This is a genomic window from Bacillus sp. WC2507 (assembly GCF_052656125.1).
Genome location: NZ_JBQXPN010000001.1, coordinates 3,379,691 through 3,404,739, shown reverse-complemented (window position 1 = coordinate 3,404,739; position 25,049 = coordinate 3,379,691). Strand labels below are relative to the sequence as shown.

The 25,049-nt window shown below is 34.9% G+C and carries 21 protein-coding genes and 1 pseudogene; 18 read left to right on the top strand and 4 right to left on the bottom strand.

What is annotated here, in order from left to right; all coding sequences use genetic code 11:
• Nucleotides 1-25 precede the first annotated feature (25 nt).
• From ACUN28_RS18035 to ACUN28_RS18000, 8 genes and pseudogenes are all read left to right on the top strand, one after another.
• Nucleotides 26-1,171: an MFS transporter gene (locus ACUN28_RS18035; protein WP_016087980.1), complete on the top strand. Its 1,146-nt coding sequence runs from the start codon at nt 26-28 to the stop codon at nt 1,169-1,171.
• A 15-nt stretch (nt 1,172-1,186) separates the two neighbouring features.
• A pseudogene (locus ACUN28_RS18030) lies at nt 1,187-1,370 on the top strand (HesB/YadR/YfhF family protein).
• Between the two features lie 469 nt (nt 1,371-1,839).
• Nucleotides 1,840-2,961 carry a citrate synthase gene (mmgD, locus tag ACUN28_RS18025; protein ID WP_016087979.1) on the top strand — a complete coding sequence of 374 codons (1,122 nt, stop codon included), beginning with the start codon at nt 1,840-1,842 and terminating at the stop codon, nt 2,959-2,961.
• Between the two features lie 98 nt (nt 2,962-3,059).
• On the top strand, nt 3,060-4,499 hold the full coding sequence (prpD, locus tag ACUN28_RS18020; RefSeq protein ID WP_016087978.1) for a 2-methylcitrate dehydratase: 1,440 nt from the start codon (nt 3,060-3,062) through the stop codon (nt 4,497-4,499).
• A 15-nt stretch (nt 4,500-4,514) separates the two neighbouring features.
• The gene (gene prpB / locus ACUN28_RS18015; protein ID WP_016087977.1) at nt 4,515-5,423 is read left to right on the top strand and encodes a methylisocitrate lyase; all 909 of its coding nucleotides are present in this window, start codon (nt 4,515-4,517) and stop codon (nt 5,421-5,423) included.
• A gap of 154 nt (nt 5,424-5,577) precedes the next feature.
• A complete protein-coding gene (locus ACUN28_RS18010) occupies nt 5,578-7,299 on the top strand; it encodes an acyl-CoA dehydrogenase family protein (protein WP_016087976.1) in 1,722 nt (573 codons plus the stop codon).
• Between the two features lie 16 nt (nt 7,300-7,315).
• A complete protein-coding gene (locus ACUN28_RS18005) occupies nt 7,316-8,206 on the top strand; it encodes an NAD(P)-dependent oxidoreductase (protein ID WP_016087975.1) in 891 nt (296 codons plus the stop codon).
• Nucleotides 8,207-8,243: 37 nt separating this feature from the next.
• A complete protein-coding gene (locus tag ACUN28_RS18000; RefSeq protein WP_016087974.1) occupies nt 8,244-9,704 on the top strand; it encodes a CoA-acylating methylmalonate-semialdehyde dehydrogenase in 1,461 nt (486 codons plus the stop codon).
• A 71-nt stretch (nt 9,705-9,775) separates the two neighbouring features.
• Here ACUN28_RS18000 and ACUN28_RS17995 read toward each other — a convergent pair whose 3' ends face one another.
• Together ACUN28_RS17995 and ACUN28_RS17990 are read right to left on the bottom strand one after the other, a co-directional pair.
• The gene (locus tag ACUN28_RS17995) at nt 9,776-10,408 is read right to left on the bottom strand and encodes a LysE family translocator (RefSeq protein ID WP_016087973.1); all 633 of its coding nucleotides are present in this window, start codon (nt 10,406-10,408) and stop codon (nt 9,776-9,778) included.
• A 224-nt stretch (nt 10,409-10,632) separates the two neighbouring features.
• On the bottom strand, nt 10,633-11,688 hold the full coding sequence (locus ACUN28_RS17990; RefSeq protein WP_016087972.1) for an enoyl-CoA hydratase/isomerase family protein: 1,056 nt from the start codon (nt 11,686-11,688) through the stop codon (nt 10,633-10,635).
• Nucleotides 11,689-12,004: 316 nt separating this feature from the next.
• On the opposite strand from ACUN28_RS17990, the gene ACUN28_RS17985 reads away from it, so the two are divergent.
• From ACUN28_RS17985 to ACUN28_RS17970, 4 genes are all read left to right on the top strand, one after another.
• Nucleotides 12,005-12,262: a hypothetical protein gene (locus ACUN28_RS17985; protein WP_016087971.1), complete on the top strand. Its 258-nt coding sequence runs from the start codon at nt 12,005-12,007 to the stop codon at nt 12,260-12,262.
• Nucleotides 12,263-12,448: 186 nt separating this feature from the next.
• Complete coding sequence (locus ACUN28_RS17980; protein ID WP_016087970.1) at nt 12,449-12,688, top strand: DUF2584 family protein; 240 nt, start codon at nt 12,449-12,451, stop codon at nt 12,686-12,688.
• A gap of 15 nt (nt 12,689-12,703) precedes the next feature.
• The gene (locus ACUN28_RS17975; protein ID WP_016087969.1) at nt 12,704-13,861 is read left to right on the top strand and encodes an exonuclease SbcCD subunit D; all 1,158 of its coding nucleotides are present in this window, start codon (nt 12,704-12,706) and stop codon (nt 13,859-13,861) included.
• Nucleotides 13,858-16,947 (top strand): AAA family ATPase, encoded by a 3,090-nt coding sequence (locus tag ACUN28_RS17970; protein WP_016087968.1) that lies wholly within the window; start codon nt 13,858-13,860, stop codon nt 16,945-16,947. Before ACUN28_RS17975 ends, ACUN28_RS17970 begins: the two co-directional genes overlap by 4 nt.
• 123 nt (nt 16,948-17,070) lie before the next feature.
• On the opposite strand, the gene ACUN28_RS17965 is transcribed toward ACUN28_RS17970, so the two are convergent.
• Entirely contained in the window at nt 17,071-17,244 is a 174-nt protein-coding gene (locus ACUN28_RS17965) for a hypothetical protein (RefSeq protein ID WP_001142748.1), read from the bottom strand.
• A gap of 329 nt (nt 17,245-17,573) precedes the next feature.
• Between ACUN28_RS17965 and ACUN28_RS17960 the strand changes: the two genes are divergently transcribed.
• Nucleotides 17,574-17,873 (top strand): ArsR/SmtB family transcription factor, encoded by a 300-nt coding sequence (locus ACUN28_RS17960; protein WP_000214798.1) that lies wholly within the window; start codon nt 17,574-17,576, stop codon nt 17,871-17,873.
• 115 nt (nt 17,874-17,988) lie between these two features.
• Here ACUN28_RS17960 and ACUN28_RS17955 read toward each other — a convergent pair whose 3' ends face one another.
• Nucleotides 17,989-18,174: a YkvS family protein gene (locus ACUN28_RS17955; RefSeq protein ID WP_016087967.1), complete on the bottom strand. Its 186-nt coding sequence runs from the start codon at nt 18,172-18,174 to the stop codon at nt 17,989-17,991.
• A 480-nt stretch (nt 18,175-18,654) separates the two neighbouring features.
• Between ACUN28_RS17955 and ACUN28_RS17950 the strand changes: the two genes are divergently transcribed.
• From ACUN28_RS17950 to dhbB, 5 genes are all read left to right on the top strand, one after another.
• A complete protein-coding gene (locus tag ACUN28_RS17950; protein WP_016087966.1) occupies nt 18,655-19,857 on the top strand; it encodes an L-lactate MFS transporter in 1,203 nt (400 codons plus the stop codon).
• 622 nt (nt 19,858-20,479) lie between these two features.
• Nucleotides 20,480-21,265, top strand: a complete 786-nt coding sequence (gene dhbA, locus ACUN28_RS17945; RefSeq protein WP_016087965.1) for a 2,3-dihydro-2,3-dihydroxybenzoate dehydrogenase — start codon at nt 20,480-20,482, stop codon at nt 21,263-21,265.
• Between the two features lie 26 nt (nt 21,266-21,291).
• On the top strand, nt 21,292-22,491 hold the full coding sequence (gene dhbC, locus ACUN28_RS17940; protein ID WP_016087964.1) for an isochorismate synthase DhbC: 1,200 nt from the start codon (nt 21,292-21,294) through the stop codon (nt 22,489-22,491).
• A 12-nt stretch (nt 22,492-22,503) separates the two neighbouring features.
• Nucleotides 22,504-24,120: a (2,3-dihydroxybenzoyl)adenylate synthase gene (locus ACUN28_RS17935; RefSeq protein ID WP_016136680.1), complete on the top strand. Its 1,617-nt coding sequence runs from the start codon at nt 22,504-22,506 to the stop codon at nt 24,118-24,120.
• Between the two features lie 30 nt (nt 24,121-24,150).
• On the top strand, nt 24,151-25,038 hold the full coding sequence (gene dhbB, locus ACUN28_RS17930; protein ID WP_016087962.1) for an isochorismatase: 888 nt from the start codon (nt 24,151-24,153) through the stop codon (nt 25,036-25,038).
• Nucleotides 25,039-25,049 lie beyond the last annotated feature (11 nt).

Here is a 25,049-nt window from a genome sequence, read left to right as displayed (position 1 = left end):
CTTACGTGTTTATGGAGGAATTTTAATGGAACGATTATGGACGAAATCATTTATTCAAATGACTTTCGCAATGTTATTTTTATTTACAGGATTTTATTTACTTGTTCCAACACTTCCGCTCTTTATTAAAGAGATAGGTGGCAATGAATCACAAGTTGGACTTATGATGGGGATGTTTACAATAGCAGCAGTTGTAATACGACCAATTATCGGAGGAATGTTAGATCAATATGGTAGAAGATCTTTTATTATTTTCGGACTCATCTTTTTTGGGCTAACGATGTATGCTTATAATTTAGCGTCTACTATTATACTTTTAGCTGTTTTACGTGTTATTCACGGAGTAACATGGGCTGTTTCTACAACAGCTGTTGGAACAGCGATTACTGATATTATTCCAGATTCACGCCGCGGCGAAGGTATGGGATGGTATGGGATGGCTATGACAATTGCGATGGCAATCGGCCCGATGATTGGATTATCGGTGGTACAAAATTATTCATTTCATGGTCTATTCTTGTTAGCAACTCTTTTATCCTTTATGGCAGTCCTATTATCGTTCATGACGAAAATGTCATTCACACCACAAAAAGAAAAAGGGAAAATGCAACTGTTTGAAAAATCCGTATTATCCATTACAATTGTTGTTTTCTTTTTATCATTTGCATATGGAGGGATTACGACGTTTTTACCGCTATTTGCATCGTCAATTGATGTGAATCCGGGGACATTCTTTCTTGTATATGCGGTTGCTTTAACAATTGTAAGACCAATTTCAGGGAAATTATTAGATAAATTTGGAGAAGTATTCATCATACTCCCAGCATTATGCATTACTATTTTAGCTATCGTTGTATTAACTCTTTCAAATGGTTTGACGGGTGTAATGATTGCGGCGATATTATACGGTATTGGATTTGGCTCAGCACAACCAGCTTTGCAAGCAGCGATGCTTACAATTGTTGACCCGAGTAAAAGAGGAGTTGCTAACGCTTCATTCTTTACCGCATTTGATTTAGGGATTGGATTGGGTGCGATTTTACTTGGAGTTGTTTCGCAAATGTTCGGTTACCGTATTTTATTTGCAGGTAGTGCAATTTCAGGACTAATCGCTTTCATTATTTTTGTCATTTTTGTAAAACAGCGATTAGGTAAAAAAGAATTTGGGTAAACAAGAGGAACAAAGATGAAAATTTTAATTGAACATGACGATTTACAATGGTTTAAGGAAGAATTACGAATATAGCATGATAATAGTCCAATTCAGCCTGGATATTCTTTAGGGATAGTTTCTAGGAAACCAGATGGGGAAATTGTGTCAGTTGAGGAAGAAGACATTCTATTTTTTTGTGAATGTTGATGATCCTTAGCACTTTCAAAACTATCATTTAGTTGTAGGTTATCACGTGGAAACGTAAGAAATTTAATTTAATTATGTAAAATAATAACTTTTTTGAAAATAAATAAGTTTTATATAAGAATTATATTGATGAGATAGTGAAATAAATATTATGTAGAAACGAGTTGTGCATGTGTACAGCTCGTTTTTTTATTTTCTTAATAGAATAGGGAGAATGATATATTCTGCGGGATTTGTTGGAGTATCCTTATATTTTGTTTTAATAAAAACGAAAAGAAGTCTGTCCTTTCTTTATAAAATATGAAAGTTATTTTTGAAAAATTGTATTGTTACATCGGTAAAAGTATAGGAAACTTATCATTATAAAATAAATTGAAATCTTCTAAAAACTCTGATACATTGAAATAGAAATGTAGTTTCACAATATTGTAAAGGCTTACAGTTATGTGCACGAAGATCTATTAGGATTGGAGGAAATAATGATGAAAGCTAAAGAAAAATTTTCCCCGGGATTAGATGGTATAGTGGCAGCGGAGACGAAGATCTCGTTTCTTGACACGGTGAAAGGTGAAATTGTAATTCAAGGGTATGATTTAATCGAACTCTCAAAAACAAAAGAGTATTTAGACATTGTGCACCTTTTATTGGAAGAACATCTACCGAATGAGGATGAAAAAGCAACACTTGAAAAGAAATTAAAAGAGGAATACGCGGTACCAGAAGGTGTATTCAACGTATTAAAGGCATTACCGAAAGAAACGCACCCGATGGATGGATTGCGTACAGGTGTGTCTGCATTAGCTGGTTACGATAATGATATCGAAAACCGCTCGTTAGAAGTAAACAAAAGCCGCGGGTACAAATTATTGAGTAAAGTACCAAATATTGTAGCGAATAGCTATCATATTTTAAATAATGAAGACCCAATCGAACCTCTTAAGGAATTATCATATAGTGCGAATTTCTTCTATATGTTAACAGGTAAAAAACCGACTGAACTTGAGGAGAAGATCTTTGATCGTTCCCTTGTATTATATAGTGAGCATGAAATGCCAAACTCTACATTTACAGCGCGCGTTATTGCATCAACGCAATCCGACTTATATGGTGCTTTAACAGGTGCAGTTGCATCTTTAAAAGGTAGCTTACACGGCGGTGCAAACGAAGCGGTTATGTACATGCTTTTAGAAGCTGGTAATGTTGAGAAGTTTGAAGAGTTATTACAGAAGAAACTATTTAACAAAGAAAAAATTATGGGGTTTGGACATCGAGTGTATATGAAGAAGATGGATCCAAGAGCACTGATGATGAAGGAAGCTTTAAAGCAGTTATGTGATGTAAAAGGTGATTATACACTATATGAAATGTGTGAAGCTGGAGAAAAGATTATGGAGAAGGAAAAAGGAATTTATCCGAACCTTGATTATTATGCAGCTCCAGTATATTGGATGCTTGGTATCCCAATTCAACTTTACACACCAATCTTCTTTAGCTCTAGAACAGTGGGACTATGTGCGCACGTAATTGAGCAACATGCGAACAATCGATTGTTCCGTCCACGTGTAAATTATATTGGCGAGCGACATGTGCTTAGTAAATAAGAACAACTGGGGAGTTGTTAGCGCCGCCCGCCAGATGGGTGTTTGACCGACACCCATCATTAATAATAACGAATTTTCGACAGAAAGGGAAGAATAGCATGATTAAAACAAATGAAATTAAACAAAAAGATGCATTATTAGAAGAAATTACGGATTATGTATTAAATAAAGAGGTAACAAGTGCAGAAGCATTCAGTACTGCTCGTTACGTATTACTTGATACTCTTGGATGCGGTATTTTAGCACTTCAATATCCAGAGTGTACGAAATTACTAGGACCAGTTGTACCAGGAACAATCGTGCCAAATGGTACACGTGTACCAGGTACGTCATATGTACTTGATCCAGTGAAAGGTGCATTTAATATCGGATGTATGATCCGTTGGTTAGACTATAACGATACTTGGCTTGCAGCAGAGTGGGGACATCCATCTGATAACTTAGGCGGAATTTTAGCTGTTGCAGATTATATTAGCCGTGTTCGTATTTCAGAAGGAAAAGAACCATTAAAAGTACGTGAAGTATTAGAAATGATGATTAAAGCACACGAAATTCAAGGTGTACTTGCTTTAGAAAATAGTTTGAACCGTGTTGGTCTTGATCACGTATTATACGTAAAAGTAGCAACAACTGCTGTAGTTGCAAAAATGCTTGGCGGAACACGTGAAGAAATCTTTAATGCATTATCACATGCGTGGATTGATAATTCTAGTCTTCGTACATATCGTCATGCTCCAAATACTGGGTCACGTAAATCATGGGCAGCAGGTGATGCAACAAGCCGCGGTGTTCATCTTGCAATGACTGCTCTAAAAGGTGAAATGGGTTATCCAACAGCATTATCTGCACCAGGCTGGGGATTCCAAGATGTATTATTCAATAAACAAGAATTAAAGTTAGCAAGACCGTTAGAGTCTTATGTAATGGAAAATGTATTATTTAAAGTTTCATATCCAGCAGAATTCCATGCGCAAACAGCTGCAGAATGTGCTGTGAAATTACATCCGGAAATTAAAGAAAGATTAGATGAAATTGATCGTATTACAATTACAACTCATGAATCAGCAATTCGTATTATTGATAAAGAAGGTCCATTAAATAACCCAGCTGATCGTGATCATTGCTTACAATATATTACGGCAATTGGTTTATTAAAAGGAGATATCGTTGCGGATGATTATGAGGATACAGTAGCAAATGATCCACGTGTAGATGAATTACGTAATAAGATGGTTGTTGTTGAAAACAAACAGTACAGTTTAGATTACCTTGACCCGAACAAGCGCTCAATCGCCAACGCTGTTCAAGTTCATTTCAAAGATGGCACTGTAACAGAAAACGTGGAATGTGAATATCCACTTGGTCACCGTTTCCGTAGAGACGAAGCAATTCCAAAAGTTGTTCAAAAATTCACTGCAAATATGGCAGGTCATTATTCTAGTAAGCAACAAGAACAAATTCATGAAGTTTGTTTAAATGAAGAAAAACTAGAAAATATGAATGTAAACGAATTTGTAGATCTATTCTTAATTAACTAATAGGGGGAATTTAAAATGGCTTGGGTTGTGAATAAACAGTCAACACAAGAAGAGCTTGCGAATCGCTTCCGAGTTTTAGTAGAAGCAAATGAAATTTTGCAAATTCCAGGTGCTCATGATGCAATGGCAGCTTTAGTTGCGAGAAATACAGGGTTTTCAGCTCTTTATTTATCAGGAGCTGCTTATACTGCAAGTAAAGGTCTACCTGATTTAGGCATCGTGACGTCTACTGAAGTAGCAGAGAGAGCAAGGGATCTAGTAAGAGCTACAGATTTACCAGTTCTTGTTGATATTGATACGGGATTTGGCGGTGTACTAAACGTAGCGAGAACTGCAGTAGAAATGATGGAAGCGAAAGTAGCAGCTGTTCAAATTGAAGATCAGCAATTACCAAAGAAATGTGGACATTTGAATGGTAAGAAACTTGTTACTACAGAAGAATTAGTTCAAAAGATTAAAGCGATTAAAGAAGTTGCACCAAGCTTATATATTGTGGCACGTACAGATGCTCGCGGTGTAGAAGGCTTAGATGAAGCGATCGAAAGAGCAAACGCCTATGTAAAAGCAGGTGCAGATGCGATATTCCCTGAAGCGCTTCAATCAGAAGAAGAGTTCCGTCTATTTAATAGTAAAGTAAATGCGCCTTTACTTGCGAATATGACTGAGTTTGGGAAAACGCCGTATTATAGTGCAGAGGAATTTGCAAATATGGGATTCCAAATGGTTATTTATCCTGTAACTTCACTTCGTGTTGCAGCGAAAGCATATGAGAATGTGTTTACTTTAATTAAGGAAACAGGTTCTCAAAAAGATGCACTTTCAAGTATGCAAACGAGAAGTGAGTTATATGAAACAATTTCATATCATGACTTTGAAGAATTAGATACTGGAATTGCAAAAACAGTATTATCAGAGGATCAATAGATAAAACAACTAAGGCGATGAGAATACATCTTTGGCAAAACGAACTGCTTGATGTGAAAATTCATCGCCTTCTGTTTTCAAAAATAAGATATTCCACTCATCGTAGACGAGCATATGTAGTAGGAAGTTAGGCCGAAATGATAGGGGGATTCAGATGGAGAAAACGAAGTTACCATGGGATGAATTTTTTTCACTTAATAAAGATGTGAATCATACTTTCTTTACGCCAGAAGATTTTTCAGGAGATGAAGATTTAATCGCAAAAATGACAGAACAATTCGTTAAACAAGAAATTGTTCCACAAATGGAGAATATTGAACAACATAACTATAAAGTTTCTCGTCAATTATTTGAGAAAGCTGGGGAACTTGGATTATTAAGTATCGAGGTCCCAGAAGAGTACGGTGGTTTTGAGTTAGGAAAGGCAGTTTCAGGGCTTGTAGCAGAAAAAATGGGATATGCTGGTGCATTTAGCGTTTCATTTAATATACACGCTGGTGTAGGTACATTGCCTTACATATATTACGGAACGAAAGAACAAAAAGAAAAATATTTGCCGAAAATTGCGTCTGGAGAATGGATTGGGGCTTATGCTTTAACTGAGCCAAATGCTGGTTCTGATGCTTTAAGTGCAAAAACGAGTGCAGTATTAAATGAAGATGGTACTGCTTGGAAGTTGAATGGTGAGAAGCAGTGGATTACAAATGCTCATATGGCAGATGTATACGTTGTTTTTGCGAAGACAAATAAAGGAATGACAGCGTTTATTGTCGAAAGAACATGTGAAGGTGTATCCATTGGACTAGAAGAAAAGAAAATGGGGATTAAAGGTTCTTCAACGGCTACCCTTATTTTAGAAGATGTTGTCATCCCTGCTGAAAATGTATTAGGGGAAGTTGGAAAAGGGCATCATGTAGCTCTTAATATTCTAAACTTCGCTAGACTAAAGCTTGCTTTTGGAAATATTGGAACAGCAAAACAAGCCATTGGTTTGTCGGTTCAATATGGAAAAGAACGAAAACAGTTCCAAACAGAATTAGTAGACTTTACGATGATTCAAGAGAAAATTGCAAATATGATTATTGCTACATATGGTGCAGAAAGTGCAGCCTATCGTACAGCAGGTGTCATCGATGAAGCAATTCATGAGAGTGATGAGGATCTTATGAAGAAAATGTCTCAATTTGCAATTGAATGTGCACTGAATAAAGTAAATGCTTCTGAAACACTTGGTTATATCGTAGATGAAGCTGTACAAATTCATGGTGGTTACGGTTATATGCAAGAGTACGAGGTAGAACGATTATATCGTGATGCAAGAATTAGTCGTATTTTTGAAGGTACGAATGAAATTAATAGATTAACAGTTGCTAAAATGTTAATAAAGCAAATGGAACAAATAGAAGATACTGAAGTAGAAGTAGAAGTAGAAGTTGATGTAGCAAATGTAGAAAGAAACCAACGTTACATTTTATTAGCGAAAAAATTGTTGAAACAATCTTTGAAAACGCTCTCTAAAACTCCAGAGTTAAAAATTGACCAAGAGCAAGAATATTCACGTGTATTATCAAATATGTTAACGGACGTGTACGTCATGGAATCAGCATTTTTACGTACGAGTAAAGCAATTAGTAAAAATGGTGAAGAGAAAGAGCGTACGAAACAAATGATAACTGACGTTATTTGTGAAGAAGGCTACCGTAAAGTAGAAGATGCAGCGATTTCTATACTTTCAGCGGCTGTTACAAAAGAACAAGATAGACACGTAATTTTAGCAGAAATTCGTCAATTATTAGTACCTTTATACACGAACGTATTTACAAAAAAGAGAGAAATTGCGAAAGCTATTATAAATCGCGGAAAGTATATTGTGTAAATAGGAGGAAAGCGATATGAAAAAGATTGGTTTTATCGGTTTAGGTAACATGGGTCTTCCGATGTCTAAAAATTTAGTTAAATCAAGTTACACAGTATATGGAGTGGACTTAAACAAAGAGGTTGAAGCTTCCTTTGAAAAAGAAGGAGGAATTATCGGCTTATCAATCTCAAAACTAGCAGAAACATGCGATGTGATTTTTACAAGTTTACCTTCACCTCGCGCTGTTGAAGCTGTATATTTTGGGGAAGACGGATTATTTGAAAATAGTCACTCGAATGTAGTGTTAATTGATACAAGTACTGTATCTCCTCAATTAAACAAACAGTTAGAGGAAGCTGCAAAGGAAAAGAAAGTAGACTTTTTAGCAGCACCTGTTAGTGGTGGGGTAATTGGAGCCGAAAACCGTACATTAACGTTTATGGTTGGTGGATCAAAAGAGGTATATGATAAAACTGAATCTATCATGGAAGTGTTAGGCGCGAATATTTTCCACGTTAGTGAACAAATTGATAGCGGTACGACTGTTAAATTAATTAACAATCTATTAATTGGTTTCTATACAGCTGGTGTGAGTGAAGCTTTAACATTAGCGAAAAAGAACAATATGGATTTAGATAAAATGTTTGATATTTTAAATGTAAGTTACGGTCAAAGTAGAATTTATGAGCGCAATTACAAAAGTTTTATTGCATCTGAAAACTACGACCCAGGCTTTACTGTGAATTTATTAAAGAAAGATTTAGGATTTGCAGTTGATTTAGCTAAAGAAAGCGAACTTCACTTACCAGTAAGTGAAATGCTATTAAACGTATATGAAGAAGCAAGTGAAGCTGGATATGGTGAAAACGATATGGCTGCTTTATATAAGAAAGTTAGTGAACAATTAATTTCTAATCAAAAATAATAGACTTATATACACCATAAAAAAAGGAGAGAATATAATGATTACAACTGAAATTAAACGAGTGAAAAATCATATTAATGGTGAGTGGGTAGAATCTACTGGTACAGAAGTAGAAGCAGTTCCAAATCCGGCGACTGGAAAAATTATCGCTTACGTTCCATTATCTCCGAAAGAAGATGTTGAAAAAGCTGTTGAAGCGGCAAAAGCAGCATACGAAACATGGTCTAAAGTACCAGTTCCGAATCGTTCAAGACAATTGTATAAATATTTACAGCTCTTACAAGAAAACAAAGAAGAGCTTGCAAAAATCATTACGCTAGAAAATGGTAAAACATTAACGGATGCAACTGGTGAAGTGCAGCGTGGTATTGAAGCAGTAGAACTTGCAACATCAGCACCAAATTTAATGATGGGACAAGCTCTACCGAATATTGCTAGCGGCATCGATGGATCGATTTGGCGCTATCCAATTGGAGTTGTTGCTGGTATTACACCGTTTAACTTCCCAATGATGATTCCATTATGGATGTTCCCACTTGCAATTGCTTGTGGTAATACATTCGTATTAAAAACATCTGAAAGAACGCCACTTTTAGCAGAGCGACTTGTAGAGTTATTCTATGAAGCTGGTTTTCCAAAAGGGGTATTAAATTTAGTGCAAGGCGGAAAAGATGTTGTAAATAGCATTTTAGAAAGTAAAGATATTCAAGCTGTTTCGTTCGTTGGATCTGAGCCAGTAGCTCGTTATGTATATGAAACAGGTACGAAACATGGGAAACGTGTACAAGCGTTAGCTGGTGCGAAAAACCATGCGATTGTTATGCCAGATTGCAACCTTGAGAAAACGGTGCAAGGTGTAATTGGATCTGCATTTGCGAGTAGTGGAGAGCGCTGCATGGCATGTTCAGTAGTAGCAGTAGTTGATGAAATTGCTGATGAATTCATCGACGTACTAGTAGCAGAGACGAAGAAGCTAAAAGTAGGTGACGGTTTCCACGAAGATAATTATGTTGGACCATTAATTCGTGAATCTCATAAAGAGCGTGTATTAGGCTATATTAATAGCGGTGTAGCCGATGGAGCAACTTTATTAGTAGATGGCCGCAAAATTAAGGGAGAAGTTGGAGAAGGTTACTTTGTAGGGGCAACAATCTTTGATGGTGTAAATCAGGAGATGAAAATTTGGCAAGATGAAATTTTTGCTCCAGTATTAAGCATTGTAAGAGTTAAAGATTTAGAAGAAGGTATTAAACTAACAAATCAATCTAAATTTGCAAATGGTGCGGTTATTTATACGTCAAATGGTAAACATGCACAAACATTCCGTGATAACATCGATGCTGGTATGATCGGTGTAAACGTAAACGTTCCAGCACCAATGGCATTCTTCGCATTTGCAGGAAACAAAGCTTCATTCTTTGGTGATTTAGGTACAAATGGTACAGATGGCGTTCAATTCTATACACGTAAAAAAGTTGTAACTGAGCGCTGGTTTTAATAAAGAGTAGATAGACAAATCAGTTGTTAAATGAAAAACACCACTCTAAAGATGTGGTGTTTTTCTTCTTGTTAATTACTTTTTTCAAAAGCTAGTTTAATGCCAAAACCAATTAAGACGATTCCTGTTAACCCTTGAATATAACGTTGAGTCTTCGGTTTTTTCATAAAAGCACTAATTTTATCAATTAAAAATATATAAAAAGCGAACCAAATAACTGTTAAAACGAGGTAAGTAAGGCCCATTACGAGAAGTTGGATAAACGTATTATGGTTTGGATTTAAAAATTGCGGTAAAAAAGTTAAAAAGAACACTGCAATCTTAGGGTTTAATAAATTCGTAAGAAACCCTTGGCGAAAACAAGAAGTATGCTCGTTTTCATGATTCAAAGATATATCGTTCGTATCAACGCCTTCTTTATTTCTCACCGCTAAAAGGGCTTTAATACCAATATAAATTAAATATAGGGCTCCAACGTACTTGAAAATAGAAAATAAAAGAGCTGACTTTACAATAAGTGCGGAAAGGCCGATCACTGCTGCTAAAGTATGAATTAAAAGTGCAACACATGTACCGAATACTGTTTTCACTCCACCCATCTTACCAGCAACTAATGTGTTTTTCGTGGCCATTGCAGTATCAGGACCGGGTAAAATAATAAGACAAATAGACATAATGATGAAAAGAAAAAAATTTTCAATCATAGTCGCTCCTCCTTTTTAATTTTTAGAATATTTGATTAAAAATAGTGTAGCACACATTTTGATTTAATAAAATTAAATTTTATTAAAAATTATTAAATAGGAAAGAGGCTATATAGTCGTGTAATTACACGACTATATAGCCTAGATTTTATCCCGTATGAACGGGCGATTGGTGAGGGATAAAAATAAGCGTGCGATGAACCCCCACTTATTAAAGTTTCACTTTATGCGTTAAGTAAGTTAAAGAACCGATTTACATCTTCTTCTGAAACATCACTTAACTGCTTATATTTATAATTCGGATTTTGATCTTTATCAACTACAACGGATCGTACTCCTTCAAAGAAATCCTCATGTCTCATGAAATTCTTAGCAAGTACAAGGTCGGTAGCGAAACATTCTTCAACGGACTTATTGTGTCCATCAATAAACTGTTTTAATGTTACTTTTAGTGAAATAGGGGATTTTGATAATAGTGTTTCTTTCGTTTTTAAAGCAAAGGAGCTTTGATCTTTCTCCAATGAATGGATGATTTCTTCAATTGAATCGAAAGCAAAATGTGAATTGATTTCTTCTAATGAAGGAGCAAGCTCGCTTTCTAATTTTGAAGTAGTTGCAAATGTACCAATGACTTCTTTTAAATTAGTATGTACATCATCTTCTTTATGCCAATTTATACTTTCCAGTTCAGTAAGGAAATTTGGTAATGAATCAGATGTCATAAAGTAATCAGCAGCGTTTATAAATAATACGTCAGAAGCTTTTAAAATAGCTGCTGTTAAAGCAACATATCGGCCAGCAAACCCTGGAGCTTTATTTAAGAAATAAGCAGCACCGACGTCTGGGAAAAAGCCGATATTCATCTCTGGCATTGCCCATTTTGTACGCTCAGTTACAATTCGATATTTCGCACCATTTGTAAGACCGACACCACCACCCATTACAATTCCATCTAAACAAGCGATAATCGGTTTTTTATATTGATAAATATATGTATCAATTTCATACTCTTCTTCAAAAAAACGTTCCGCATGCTGCAATGCAACTTCATTTGAACGTGCTTCATAAAGTGTTTTAATATCACCGCCTGCACAAAAACCTTTTGTACCAGCTCCTTTTAATACGATAAGCGCAATACGTTCATCATGTTCCCACTCTTTCAGTTTTTGCCCAATTGGTTGTAACATGTCATAAGATAAAGAATTAAGTGCTTTTGGACGGTTTAAAGTAATTGATGCAACGCCGTTTTCACTAACAGAAAATAAAACGTGTTCAGTCATGATTCATCCTCCCTTACATATCTTCTTATTCTTAATTCTTGATACGTACTGAAATGTCCTTTATAAACTTTGTCTAAAGTTGGCGATATATGTTAATTTACCCAATGCATATTTTGACGAGTTATATTTGCAGGATTTCTGAGGTTGAAAATGAATATTACAACATTACTGTAATTGTAATTATTTGAATTTATCATGATAAACACGCTATTATATATGTGTAAATTGTATATACTCACTTCGAATAGAGTATTTGAAGTGAGTATAATGAAAGAAAAATTGCTTTTCATTAGAAATAGAGAAAGGAGAAATCGGAATGCCAGGACCTTTACTATTGGCGGTGATTATTTTGTCTTCTTTAATGATAGGGATAACTCAGTATTTTCATCATACAGATACGACAGAGGAAGTGAAGGATAAAGTACGGCTTGTATTTCCGATTTTTATCATATCTATTTCTTTTTGCATTCTATTAAATAAGGATGGGTACATTGTCGCAGTATTTTCCTTTTTTGTAGCAATCGTTTTCATTACAGTTTTATATTATGTAATGAAAGACTTTATACAAAAATAAAGATGTCGCAGTAGGCATTTTTATTTTTGTAACGAACAAAATTTCACATACCGTATTATATGTAAAAATAAAAACATTTAGAAATAGAAAAGTATGTACTTTGCCGTGTATTTACTTGTCAATCTTGCATAGCCAATATACTATTAATAATGTAGAGAGAGATTAGAAAAAGGGGTTGTATCTATCATGAAATTTGAGATGCACACAAAAATTATTTCAAATGAAAAAGAAGTAAGATTACATATAGAAGAAAACATATTTCAATTAAAATTGGATGGTTATCACTTATTTACAGTTCAAGAAATATTACCTTTATATAAATCAAATGAAGAAAGAATTGGTAGTGCAATGATACAAAAGTTAGAGTGGGGAAACGGAAAAACTACAATAAACTATCAACTCGTATCACTAAAATCAGTAAATTAAAAGGAGCAGGAAACCATGAAGTTATTTCATACAGCGGATTGGCATTTAGGAAAGCTTGTTCATGGCGTGTATATGACTGAAGATCAAAAGATTGTATTAGATCAGTTTGTACAAGCTGTTGAAGAAGAAAAACCAGATGCCGTAATTATTGCAGGGGATTTATACGACCGAGCAATTCCACCTACGGAAGCAGTAGACTTATTAAATGAAGTGCTGCAAAAAATAGTGATTGATTTACAAACACCAGTTATTGCGGTTGCAGGTAACCATGATAGTCCTGATCGTATTCATTTTGGTAGTAGTTTAATGAAGAAACAAGGATTATTTATTGTGGGACAGTTTCAATTTCCATATGAGCCCATTATATTAAATGATGAATATGGCGAAGTTCACTTCCATCTCGTTCCATATGCGGATCCAAGCATAGTTAGACATGTATTGAAAAACGAAGACGTACGTTCTCATGATGATGCGATGCGTATTTTTATGAATGAGCTTTCTGAAACGATGGATAAAGAAGCTAGACATGTATTTGTTGGTCATGCATTTGTAACTTCTGCGGGAGAAGCGGAGGAGAATACAAGTGATGCAGAACGACCACTTTCAATTGGTGGTGCTGAATATGTAAATAGTCATTATTTTGATAAGTTTCATTACACAGCGCTTGGACATTTACATCAAGCGCATTTCGTACGTAATGAGACAATTCGATATTCAGGTTCACCACTTGCCTATTCTATTTCTGAAGAAAAACATAAAAAAGGATATTATATTGTAGAACTGGACGAGCAAGGAGAAGTAACAATTGAAAAAAGGTTACTTACACCACGCCGTAAAATGCGAACAGTAGAAGCGAAAATAGATGAATTATTACACCATCCAGTAAGTGAAGATTACGTGTTTGTAAAATTATTAGATGAAAATCCTGTCTTGCAGCCAATGGAAAAAATACGCTCTGTATATCCAAATGCAATGCATGTTGAAAGATCCATTCAAAGACGAGAGTTCACGGATTCAAATGAAGTGACTGTTTCAAGACATAAAACGGATGATTTATCACTATTAAAAGCTTTTTATAAAGAGATGAAAGGCTTAGATTTATCAGAAGAGAAAGAACGTCTATTTGTAGAAGTATTACAAACAGTGCAAGAACGGGAAGGTGAACGAGGATGAGACCGATTCAGCTTATTATGACGGCATTTGGCCCATATAAACAGAAAGAAGTAATCGATTTTGATGATCTTGGAGAGCATCGTATTTTTGCTATTTCTGGAAATACTGGAGCTGGAAAGACAACGATTTTTGATGCTATTTGTTATGTGTTATATGGTGAGGCAAGCGGAGAAGAACGTAGTGACACGAGCATGCTTCGCAGTCAATTTGCTGATGATAATACGTATACAAGTGTAGAACTAACCTTTCAGTTAAAAGGGAAACGTTATGAAATAAAACGACAACTTGGGCATAAAAAACAAGGGAATAAGACGATTACGGGACATGCTGTAGAATTATATGAAGTGAATGATGAAGAGAAGGTTCCAGCTGTTGATCGTTTCCATGTAACGGATGTAAATAAAAAAGTAGAAGATTTAATTGGTTTAAGTAAACATCAATTTAGCCAAATTGTTATGTTACCACAAGGGGAATTCCGAAAACTATTAACATCTGAGACAGAAAACAAAGAAGAAATTTTGCGTCGTATTTTTAAAACAGATCGTTATAAGTTAATGCGTGAGTTACTTGATCAAAAACGAAAACAATGGAAAGATGTCTTGCAAGAAAAACAGAAAGAGCGAGAGCTATATTTTCGTAATGTTTTTAAATTACCAATCCGAGATGGAGCATTATTAGAGACATTAGTGGAACAAGAGCATGTAAATACGCATCAAGTAGTAGAAGCATTAGAACAAGAAACAGCTGTGTATAAGGCAGAGGTTGAGCAATTACAAGTAGAACAAGATGTTCAAACGAAGCAATTAAAGGATGCTGAAACACGTTTTCACGCAGCGAAGTCTGTAAATGAGAAATTTATAGATTTACAACAAAAGAATGAGAAATATAATATTTTACAAGAAAATCGTAGAGTTATTGAAATGAAAGAAACATCTTTTAAGCGAGCGGAACAAGCGAAGCGCTTATTACCATTTGAACAATGGTACGAAGAAGCAATGCAAAATGTGCAAAAAGCTGAAAGTTTGTTAAAACAAATTATCGCCAAAAAAGAAAATATAACGAATAACTTTGAACTTGCTCAGGAGAAATATGAAGCAGTAAAGAATAAAGAACCTGAGAGAGAAAATGCAAAAAAACTTGTTCAAAGATTAGAAGAGTTACAACCGATTATTGCATCATTAGCTGAGAAACAGTTGAATTTACAAAATACAGAAATTCAAATAGGAAAATTAAAAGAAAGTATGCAAAACTTAGATCGACAATTAGAAGAGCATACAAATCAAAAACTGCTAATGTCTGGTGAATTACAGCAATTAGAACAAGCACTTGAACAATATGTAGATAAAGTAGAAGAACTAACGAATATGCGAGAAGATGCAAAAGTTTTAAAGCAAGCATATGATGTATGGCAAGAAAAACAAAAATTCGAGCAAGAAAAAGAAGCAGCATATAATAAGATGCAATTGGCAGTTAATGCATATGAAAGTATGGAACGTCGCTGGTTAAGTGAACAAGCTGGTATATTAGCTCTTCATCTACATGATGGCGAATCTTGTCCAGTATGTGGCAGCACGAACCATCCGAAAAAAGCTACAGAGCAAAGTGATGCGATTGATGAAAAAGAGTTAAATGATTTAAGAGACAAGAAGAATATTGCTGAAAAATTACATGTTCAATTAGAGGAGAAATGGAATTTCTATCATCTTCAATATGAGCAAGTAATAGAAGAAGTTAAGAAGCGAGGCTATCACTCTGAAGAATTAGTTGAAACATACAGTGCGCTTGTTCAAAAGGGAAAACAATTAGCAACTGAAGTGAATACGTTAAAAGCAAGTGAAGAAACGCGTAAGCAAACAGCTGTGAAAATAAAAAGCATAGAAGAAAAAGTAGATGCACTGCAGAAACAGAAGCGTGAGGTAGAAACAGAGCAGCACCGTACAGAAATGGAGTGTATGCAGCTTCGTACGTCATATGAACATGATAAGAAAAACATTCCTGAAAACTTACAAACAGTCCAAGCTTGGAAAGTTCAATTTGACCAAGCTATGCATGAACTTAGATTAATGGAGGACGAATGGAAGAAAGTGCAGGAAGCGTATCAACATTGGCAAAACGAAAATATACGTATTCAAGCAGAACAGGAAGGTGCTTCTAATCAATTTGAAAGTGCAAAATTGAAGAAAGAAGAGACTTTCACGCGCTTTATGAAAGAGCTTGAGCAGAGCGGATTTACAGATCAATCTACGTATAAAGAAGCTAAATTAAGTGATGCTGAGATGGAAATGATACAAAAAGAAATTCAAAGCTATTATTCATCTCTTGAAGTACTTGCAAAACAAATTGAAGAGTTACATGCTGAATTAAAAGATAAAGAGTATATGGATATTACAGCGTTAGGTGAACATATAAAAGAACTAGAAATTAACCTTGATATCATTAAAGAAAAACGTCAACGTGCGCAAAATGCCGTAACATATATTTCTGATTTACATGAAAATATTAGACGTATTGATGAGCAAATTCATGAGGAAGAAAAAGCTTTCCAAGAACTTGTTGACTTATATGAAGTAATGAAAGGTGATAACGAAAGCCGTATATCATTTGAACGTTACATCCTAATTGAGTATTTAGAACAAATTGTTCAAATTGCAAACGAACGATTACGTAAATTATCAAATGGACAATTTTATTTAAAACGAAGTGAACGAGTAGAAAAGAGAAATCGTCAAAGCGGATTAGGCTTAGATGTATATGACGCATACACTGGCCAAACACGCGATGTGAAAACATTATCTGGCGGCGAGAAATTTAATGCATCGCTATGCTTAGCGCTCGGAATGGCAGACGTCATTCAAGCATATGAAGGTGGTATTTCCATCGAAACGATGTTTATCGATGAAGGGTTCGGTTCATTAGATGAAGAATCATTAACGAAAGCCGTAGATGCCTTAATAGACTTACAAAAATCAGGCCGCTTTATCGGTGTCATTTCACACGTTCAAGAGCTGAAAAACGCAATGCCAGCTGTATTAGAGGTAACGAAGCAGAAGGATGGGTGTAGTCAGACGAGGTTTGTGGTGAAGTAAGTTCCATTGTCATTCATACTTAAAGTATTGTTTGCGATTTTTTAGTATAGAACCTAAGGTAAAATAAATGCCACCTCTTTATAGAGGCGGCATTTATTTGTTATTCGCAATTAGATAATTCACCTATGAGTTATCTGTAGAAGGCGGTGTATTTTCCAAGCGATTATAAGTTTTAAAGGCTGAAATGGCCGATATAACACCACCTACTAAAAATAAAGCTGATCCACCGACCAATATGATACGACTGACATATGTTTCGCGCGCTTCTTCAACTTCTTCTTGTAACATTGTTGGCATTTGAATTCCTCCTAAACAACATTTATTTTGTAGATAGTATATACAAATGCCTAAAATATGTTAAAATCACTGGATAGTGTTAGGAGGAAGTGTATAGTTAGATATGAATTGTTTGAAAATCTTCATTGCAAATTTATGCGAACTTCACATAGAGCACATATTAACATTGTATTATGTATATGTACCAAATAAATAAAGTGAATTGAATTTATTTCTGTTTTTAAAAATTTAAAATTCTATTATTTTTATATAAAGGTTTCACATCGGAGTTTTAAATATTTTGGAAATAGATCTAAATAAAAGGAATTCATATAAAAGGGGAATGTCTTATGACAACATATACGAGTGAAATGAGAAAAAGTTTAGTTTCAGAAGAAGATGTAGATATTTTAAAAATTATGGCGCACCCAATTCGATTACAAATTGTAAATGAATTAAGTACGAGAAAAACTTGTAATGTAACACAATTAACAGAATTACTAAACATTCCACAATCGACTGTTTCGCAACATTTATCAAAAATGAAAGGTAAAGTGTTACGAGCTGAGAGAAGAGGTTTAGAAATTTATTATCATATTAATAATTTAAAAGCGAGTAAGATTGTAAGTGTTTTAGGATATATAAACTAATGAAGTATTTTCATATAAAATAGCCGCTGCTGGTGAGCAGGGGCTATTTTTGTTGTGTTATTCCGCATGAGCATTCCGTAAACGCCCGGTTGGTGCGACTGATTAAAACTTAACTTTATGTATTCGTATTCATAATTTTATAGTTTTTATGATTTACAATTGTTCGATCAAATTCAAAAGTACCACCGCTTACATTTGTAATTTCAACTAAGACCGATTCAGTATAAAGTTTTAGTACAGATCCCGTAATCTTTAAATTATTTCGTTGAAAAAGTATAGTATCCCCTACGTTTGCTTTCATAGTACCTCCTCATTAAAGACAGAAATGTTTTTTTATTATATATATTAAACCACGTATAGGTATATTAGTGAATATTTAGTTTTATTTATCAAAAAAATATTTGTGATTTTATAAAAAATAAAGTACATCGTAGTGTAAAAAAGTTTTTTCTGTTTGTATAGGAAAATCAAAATTTTGCAATCTAACAATGATTTAACTTGAAACATAATTTGTATAAAAGAAGATGATAAAACAGCTGTAAGTCCTATTGATGCAAAACATTATAATAGCTACTTATGTATTTAATAAGTAGCTTTTTGTATTTCGTCCTTCGTTTTCTGTAACTGATTCCATGTTTTTGACGCTCTGCCTTGTAAGTGCTTACATAAGCGGGGACATCTTATACAATGAAGGTGTTAAATCAAAAGAGGTGGTCAATATGAACATAAAAAAAGAAAATTTAGCGAATAGCATTGAAATAGAAAGAGGAGGCGGAAAGGTATGAAAAAATCAAATGTTAATCCATGGCTTGTTGTCCTTGGCACAGTTATAGTACAAATGGGGCTTGGAACGATATATACATGGAGTTTATTCAATCAGCCTTTAGTTAGTAAATACGGTTGGAGTCTTAATGCAGTTGCTATAACTTTCTCAATTACTAGTCTTTCCTTAGCATTTTCAACTTTATTTGCGAGTAAATTACAAGAAAAATGGGGACTTCGTAAACTTATTATGATAGCTGGACTAGCATTAGGACTAGGATTAATTCTTAGTTCACAAGCTTCCTCATTACTATTGCTTTATGTACTAGCAGGAGTTGTTGTAGGGTATGCAGATGGTACAGCATATATCACTTCACTATCAAATTTAATCAAGTGGTTTCCAGAGCGTAAAGGTTTAATTGCTGGTATTTCTGTCTCTGCATATGGTTCGGGTAGCTTAATCTTCAAATACGTAAACGCACAGTTGATTGAATCAGTTGGTGTATCGCAAGCATTTATATACTGGGGTTTAATTGTTACAGCTATGATTGTAATTGGCGCTTGTTTAATCCATCAAGCTGCAGATCAAGGAGCAGTTCATGAAACAAAAACTCAAGAATATACAACGAAAGAAATGTTAGGCACAAAACAAGTATATTTATTATTTATTATGTTATTTACATCATGTATGAGTGGCTTATACTTAATTGGTATGGTAAAAGACATTGGTGTTCAACTTGTAGGGCTTAGCGCAGCGACAGCAGCTAATGCGGTGGCTATGGTTGCAATCTTCAATACATTAGGTCGTATTATTCTAGGACCGTTATCAGATAAAATCGGCCGTTTAAAAATCGTTACTGGTACTTTTGTTGTTATGGCGACTTCAGTCTTGGTTTTAAGTTTCGTAGATTTAAATTATGGTATCTACTTCGTATGTGTAGCAAGTGTAGCGTTTTGCTTTGGTGGAAATATCACTATTTTCCCAGCTATTGTTGGTGATTTCTTCGGTATGAAAAACCATAGTAAGAACTACGGAATTGTGTATCAAGGATTTGGATTTGGAGCACTTGCAGGTTCCTTTATCGGTGCACTTCTAGGTGGATTCAAACCAACCTTTATGGTGATCGGCGTATTATGTGTCGTGTCATTTATTATCGCAATTTTAATTCAAGCACCTAAGCAGAAAATAGAACAAGAAGAAGAGTATCACAGCGTAGCATAAGTATATAAATCTTCTATAACACTATGATTATGAAAAAGCATCCTGTTAAATAGGGTGCTTTTTTGAATTATGTTAACGAGACTATTTAACCTTTGGCAGCTTCTTGAGAAAAAAAAGAGTAGAATATCCATTTGGATTATATTGGAATGTAATGAATTGATACATCATATTTGAAACATTTATTAAATCTTAAATTATAAGGAAGACATTCATTTGTATTTGCAAGATATATTTTCAGAAAAATATTGAGAAAATATATACTCGAATTTTTGAAAAAGCATTGTAAATAAAGATATCTACAGTTTATCGTCTGCAATATTAAAAAGAGGGTTTTGAATTCTATTTATAAAGTAAGTACTTTTAATGCGTTTAAATGTGATTTTATTAAGAAGTATTAAAATATTTTATCTGAAAAATAAAAATAGGTTGACAAGTTTATTGAGAAAGATTATCATTTCGGTGTAAGAATATTAAATGAAAAACATTATCAATGAATAATATTTTGATGAAAAGTACACTTGACCAATTAGTTTAGTAAGTGTATTATTTTTTACATCGATAATGATAATCATTATCATTATTTGTTTGATTAGATTAATTTTCAAATGAAAGGATAGAGGAAATGAACTTAGGGGAATTTGATGGGAAAACGGTTTTAGTAACAGGTGCAGCCCAAGGTATAGGTAGTGTTGTAGCAAAAATGTTTTTAGAAAGAGGAGCTACAGTTATTGCGGTTGATCAAAATGAAGAAGAGTTAAAAGTACTCTTAAAACAAAATGAATTAAATAAAACACGTATGAAAACATTTCGTTTAGATGTAAGTGATAGTGCTGCTGTTGAAGATATAGTAAAGCGCATTGAAAATGATATAGCACCAATAGATATATTAGTAAATGTTGCAGGGGTTTTACGTATGGGAGCGATTCACTCTTTAAGTGATGAAGATTGGAATAAAACATTCTCTGTAAACTCTACAGGAGTTTTCTATATGTCCCGAGCAGTAAGTAAACAGATGATGCAAAGAAAGTCAGGGGCAATTGTTACAGTTGGGTCAAATGCAGCAAATACCCCGAGAATGGAGATGGCTGCGTATGCTGCATCAAAAGCTGCAACGACGATGTTTATGAAGTGTTTAGGATTAGAACTTGCAGCGTACAACATTCGCTGTAACTTAGTTTCTCCAGGTTCTACTGAAACTGAAATGCAAAGGTTACTATGGGCTGATGAGAATGGGGCAAAAAATATAATTGCTGGTTCTCAAAGCACATATAGACTCGGTATACCGTTACAAAAAATTGCACAGCCTTCAGAAGTTGCCGAAGCGGTATTGTTTTTAGCTTCAGATAAAGCAAGCCACATTACCATGCACAATTTATGTGTCGATGGCGGAGCTACATTAGGAATTTAATAAAAAATTTAGGGGGCTACTATACTATGAATGAATTTACGGCTGTAAAGGAACTGTCAGAAAAATTATTAGAAGATTATAAGACTGAATCTTCTTTCTTTTTTGCTTCACCAACTCGAACGATATTGACAGAAGGAGGGTTTGCTACAGTAAAGCATCGTGAAATTGAAAGTTTTCCAGAGCTTGTGCAAGCCGTATTACGTAATGCAAAACAAGCAGGAAATCCGAATCCTATCGTTGTAGGTGCCTTGCCATTTGATCGTAGAAAAGAAGTTCAACTTATCGTCCCAGAATATAGTAGAATTTCTGAGCGTTTACAATTGGATACAACAAATCAGCTTGAAACAAATGAGAACTTAACATTCGAAATGACGCCAGTCCCAGAGCCTGAAGTGTATATGAACGGTGTGAAGCAAGGAATTGAAAAAATCCAAGACGGCGATTTAAAGAAAATCGTTCTATCCAGATCGTTAGATGTTGAATCTTCTGAACAGATTAATAAGCAAAAACTTCTTCGAGAATTAGCAGAACATAATAAGCATGGTTATACATTTGCTGTGAATTTACCGAAAGATGAAAATGAGAATAATAAGACATTAATTGGAGCAAGCCCTGAATTACTCGTTTCACGTAATGGTATGCAAGTTACTTCTAATCCGTTAGCTGGTTCAAGACCTCGTAGTGATGATCCAGTGGAAGATAAAAGAAGAGCAGAGGAATTACTTTCTTCTCCAAAAGATTTACACGAACATGCGGTAGTAGTGGAAGCGGTTGCTGCTGCGCTTCGTCCGTATTGTCATACATTAAATGTTCCGGAAAAACCATCCGTTATTCATAGTGAAGCGATGTGGCATTTGTCTACTGAAGTGAAAGGTGAACTAAAGGATCCAAATACTACTTCTTTGGAATTAGCAATTGCTCTTCATCCTACGCCAGCAGTTTGCGGAACGCCGATGGAAGAAGCGAGAGAAGCTATTCAAAAAATTGAGCCATTTGACCGTGAATTCTTTACAGGAATGTTAGGATGGAGCGATTTAAATGGAGATGGTGAATGGATTGTTACAATTCGTTGTGCTGAAGTACAAGAACATACACTTCGTTTATATGCAGGCGCTGGAGTTGTTGCTGAGTCTAATCCTGAAGATGAGTTAGCAGAAACCTCTGCTAAATTTCAAACAATGTTGAAAGCTTTAGGGTTAAAGGATAGTTCACTTAATGAAAAGTAGGGGGAAGAAAGAATGTTAGAAGGTTATACGGAATGGCCAAAAGAATTTGCAAATCGTTACCGAGAAGAAGGATGTTGGCTTGGAGAAACATTTGGTTCGATGTTAAAAGAGCGTGCTGAAAAATATAGAGATCAAATCGCGGTTGTAAGCGGTAATTCGCAAATAACGTATAGTGAGCTTGATAAAAAGGTAGATCGTTTAGCTGCAGGTTTACTGAATTTAGGAATAAAGCAAGAAGATCGAGTTGTAATCCAGTTACCTAACATTATCGAGTTTTTCGAAATATGTTTTGCGCTATTTCGAATTGGAGCACTTCCTATTTTTGCACTACCTTCACATCGAAGCAGTGAAATTAGTTATTTTTGTGAGTTTGGTGAGGCGAGTGCTTACGTTATTTCAGATAAGGCTCTCGGCTTTGATTATCGAAAACTAGCAAGAGAAGTGAAAGAGAAAGTGCCAACTTTACAACATGTAATTGTAGTGGGAGAAGAAGAAGAGTTTGTGAACATAAATGATCTGTATATAGATCCCGTTCCATTACCAGAAGTCCAGCCAAGTGATGTTGCATTTCTCCAATTATCAGGAGGGACAACAGGACTTTCTAAATTAATTCCTCGAACACATGATGATTATATTTATAGTTTACGTGTTAGCGCTGAAATTTGTAATTTAAATGCAGATAGTGTTTATATGGCGGTACTTCCAGTAGCACATAACTATCCGATGAGTTCTCCTGGAACGTTTGGAACTTTCTACGCAGGTGGAAAAGTAGTGTTGGCAACTGGGGGTAGTCCAGATGAGGCATTTACTCTTATAGAAAAAGAAAAAGTGACGATTACAGCGCTCGTTCCACCATTAGCAATGGTATGGCTAGATGCTGCCTCTTCACGTAATAACGATTTATCGAGCCTAGAAGTGATTCAAGTAGGGGGCGCTAAGTTTAGTGCTGAAGTTGCAAAGCGTATACGCCCTACATTTGGATGTACGTTACAACAAGTGTTTGGTATGGCAGAAGGATTAGTAAATTACACAAGATTAAATGATCCTGAAGAAATTATTATTCATACACAAGGGAGACCGATGTCTACATTTGATGAGGTAAAGGTCGTTGATGAAAATGATAACGATGTAAAACCTGGAGAAGTAGGTAGTTTATTAACAAGAGGGCCATATACAATTCGTGGTTATTATAAAGCAGAAGAGCATAATGCAAGATCCTTTACAAAGGATGGATTTTATCGCACAGGTGATCTTGTAAAAGTAAATGAACAAGGTTACATCATTGTAGAAGGAAGAGATAAAGATCAAATTAACCGTGGTGGTGAGAAAGTTGCTGCGGAAGAGGTTGAAAATCATCTATTAGCACATGATGCAGTACATGATGTAGCAATTGTATCAATGCCTGATGATTATTTAGGAGAACGTACTTGTGCATTTGTAATAGCTCGCGGACAAGCTCCAACTGTAAGTGAATTGAAAATGTTTTTAAGAGAACGTGGTATAGCAGCTTATAAGATTCCAGATCGAATTGAATTTATTGAATCATTCCCACAAACAGGTGTTGGAAAGGTAAGCAAAAAAGAATTACGTAAAGCTATTGCTGAAAAACTTATTACGGTAAAACGATAAATAATATAAAAATTGGAAGGAAGTGATTAGATGGCTATTCCATCTATTTCAGTATACAAAATGCCAGTTGAATCAGAACTACCAAAAAATAAAGTGAACTGGACGCCAGATCCGAAACGTGCGGTTCTTCTAATCCATGATATGCAAGAATATTTTCTTGATGCATACAGCGATACAGAATCACCGAAAGTAGAACTCATTTCAAATATTAAGGTGATAAGAGAAAAATGTAAGGAACTTGGTATTCCAGTTGTTTATACAGCACAACCTGGTGGACAAACGTTAGAACAGCGAGGGTTATTGCAAGACTTCTGGGGTGACGGTATTCCTGCTGGACCAGATAAAAAGAAAATTGTTGATGAACTTACTCCAGATGAGGATGATATATTCTTAACAAAATGGAGATATAGTGCATTTAAAAAGACAAATTTACTAGAAATATTAAATGAACAAGGACGAGATCAACTCATCATTTGCGGTATTTATGCACATATTGGCTGCCTATTAACAGCTTGTGAAGCGTTTATGGATGGTATAGAGCCGTTCTTTGTAGCAGATGCAGTTGCTGATTTTTCACTAGAACATCATAAACAAGCGTTGGAGTATGCATCTAATAGATGTGCAGTAACGACATCAACTAACATTTTGTTAACAGAGTTACAAAGTTTAAAAGATAATGATGAAATCACTTTACAGCAAGTACATGAACTAGTTGCACAATTACTTCGTGAACCAGTAGAGAGTGTTGAGACTGATGAAGATTTATTAAATAGAGGACTTGATTCGGTCAGAATTATGAGTTTAGTAGAGAAATGGCGCCGCGAAGGAAAAGAAATCACTTTTGCGGATTTAGCAGAGAGCCCAACGGTTGTTGATTGGTACCGCTTATTATCTCCGCAAACAGAGCATGTACTTTAATATAGACTACA

Bases quoted from the DNA above. Each gene is read 5' to 3' on its own strand.
- mmgD (WP_016087979.1), top strand. From the start codon at position 1,840: ATGATGAAAGCTAAAGAAAAATTTTCCCCGGGATTAGATGGTATAGTG.
- ACUN28_RS17965 (WP_001142748.1), bottom strand. From the start codon at position 17,244: ATGCCAACAATGTTACAAGAAGAAGTTGAAGAAGCGCGCGAAACATAT.
- ACUN28_RS17985 (WP_016087971.1), top strand. From the start codon at position 12,005: ATGCCAGGACCTTTACTATTGGCGGTGATTATTTTGTCTTCTTTAATG.
- dhbA (WP_016087965.1), top strand. From the start codon at position 20,480: ATGAACTTAGGGGAATTTGATGGGAAAACGGTTTTAGTAACAGGTGCA.
- ACUN28_RS18035 (WP_016087980.1), top strand. From the start codon at position 26: ATGGAACGATTATGGACGAAATCATTTATTCAAATGACTTTCGCAATG.
- ACUN28_RS17950 (WP_016087966.1), top strand. From the start codon at position 18,655: ATGAAAAAATCAAATGTTAATCCATGGCTTGTTGTCCTTGGCACAGTT.
- prpD (WP_016087978.1), top strand. From the start codon at position 3,060: ATGATTAAAACAAATGAAATTAAACAAAAAGATGCATTATTAGAAGAA.
- ACUN28_RS17970 (WP_016087968.1), top strand. From the start codon at position 13,858: ATGAGACCGATTCAGCTTATTATGACGGCATTTGGCCCATATAAACAG.
- ACUN28_RS17990 (WP_016087972.1), bottom strand. From the start codon at position 11,688: ATGACTGAACACGTTTTATTTTCTGTTAGTGAAAACGGCGTTGCATCA.
- prpB (WP_016087977.1), top strand. From the start codon at position 4,515: ATGGCTTGGGTTGTGAATAAACAGTCAACACAAGAAGAGCTTGCGAAT.
- ACUN28_RS17980 (WP_016087970.1), top strand. From the start codon at position 12,449: ATGAAATTTGAGATGCACACAAAAATTATTTCAAATGAAAAAGAAGTA.
- dhbC (WP_016087964.1), top strand. From the start codon at position 21,292: ATGAATGAATTTACGGCTGTAAAGGAACTGTCAGAAAAATTATTAGAA.
- ACUN28_RS18005 (WP_016087975.1), top strand. From the start codon at position 7,316: ATGAAAAAGATTGGTTTTATCGGTTTAGGTAACATGGGTCTTCCGATG.
- ACUN28_RS17960 (WP_000214798.1), top strand. From the start codon at position 17,574: ATGACAACATATACGAGTGAAATGAGAAAAAGTTTAGTTTCAGAAGAA.
- ACUN28_RS17955 (WP_016087967.1), bottom strand. From the start codon at position 18,174: ATGAAAGCAAACGTAGGGGATACTATACTTTTTCAACGAAATAATTTA.
- ACUN28_RS17975 (WP_016087969.1), top strand. From the start codon at position 12,704: ATGAAGTTATTTCATACAGCGGATTGGCATTTAGGAAAGCTTGTTCAT.
- dhbB (WP_016087962.1), top strand. From the start codon at position 24,151: ATGGCTATTCCATCTATTTCAGTATACAAAATGCCAGTTGAATCAGAA.
- ACUN28_RS17935 (WP_016136680.1), top strand. From the start codon at position 22,504: ATGTTAGAAGGTTATACGGAATGGCCAAAAGAATTTGCAAATCGTTAC.
- ACUN28_RS18000 (WP_016087974.1), top strand. From the start codon at position 8,244: ATGATTACAACTGAAATTAAACGAGTGAAAAATCATATTAATGGTGAG.
- ACUN28_RS17995 (WP_016087973.1), bottom strand. From the start codon at position 10,408: ATGATTGAAAATTTTTTTCTTTTCATCATTATGTCTATTTGTCTTATT.
- ACUN28_RS18010 (WP_016087976.1), top strand. From the start codon at position 5,578: ATGGAGAAAACGAAGTTACCATGGGATGAATTTTTTTCACTTAATAAA.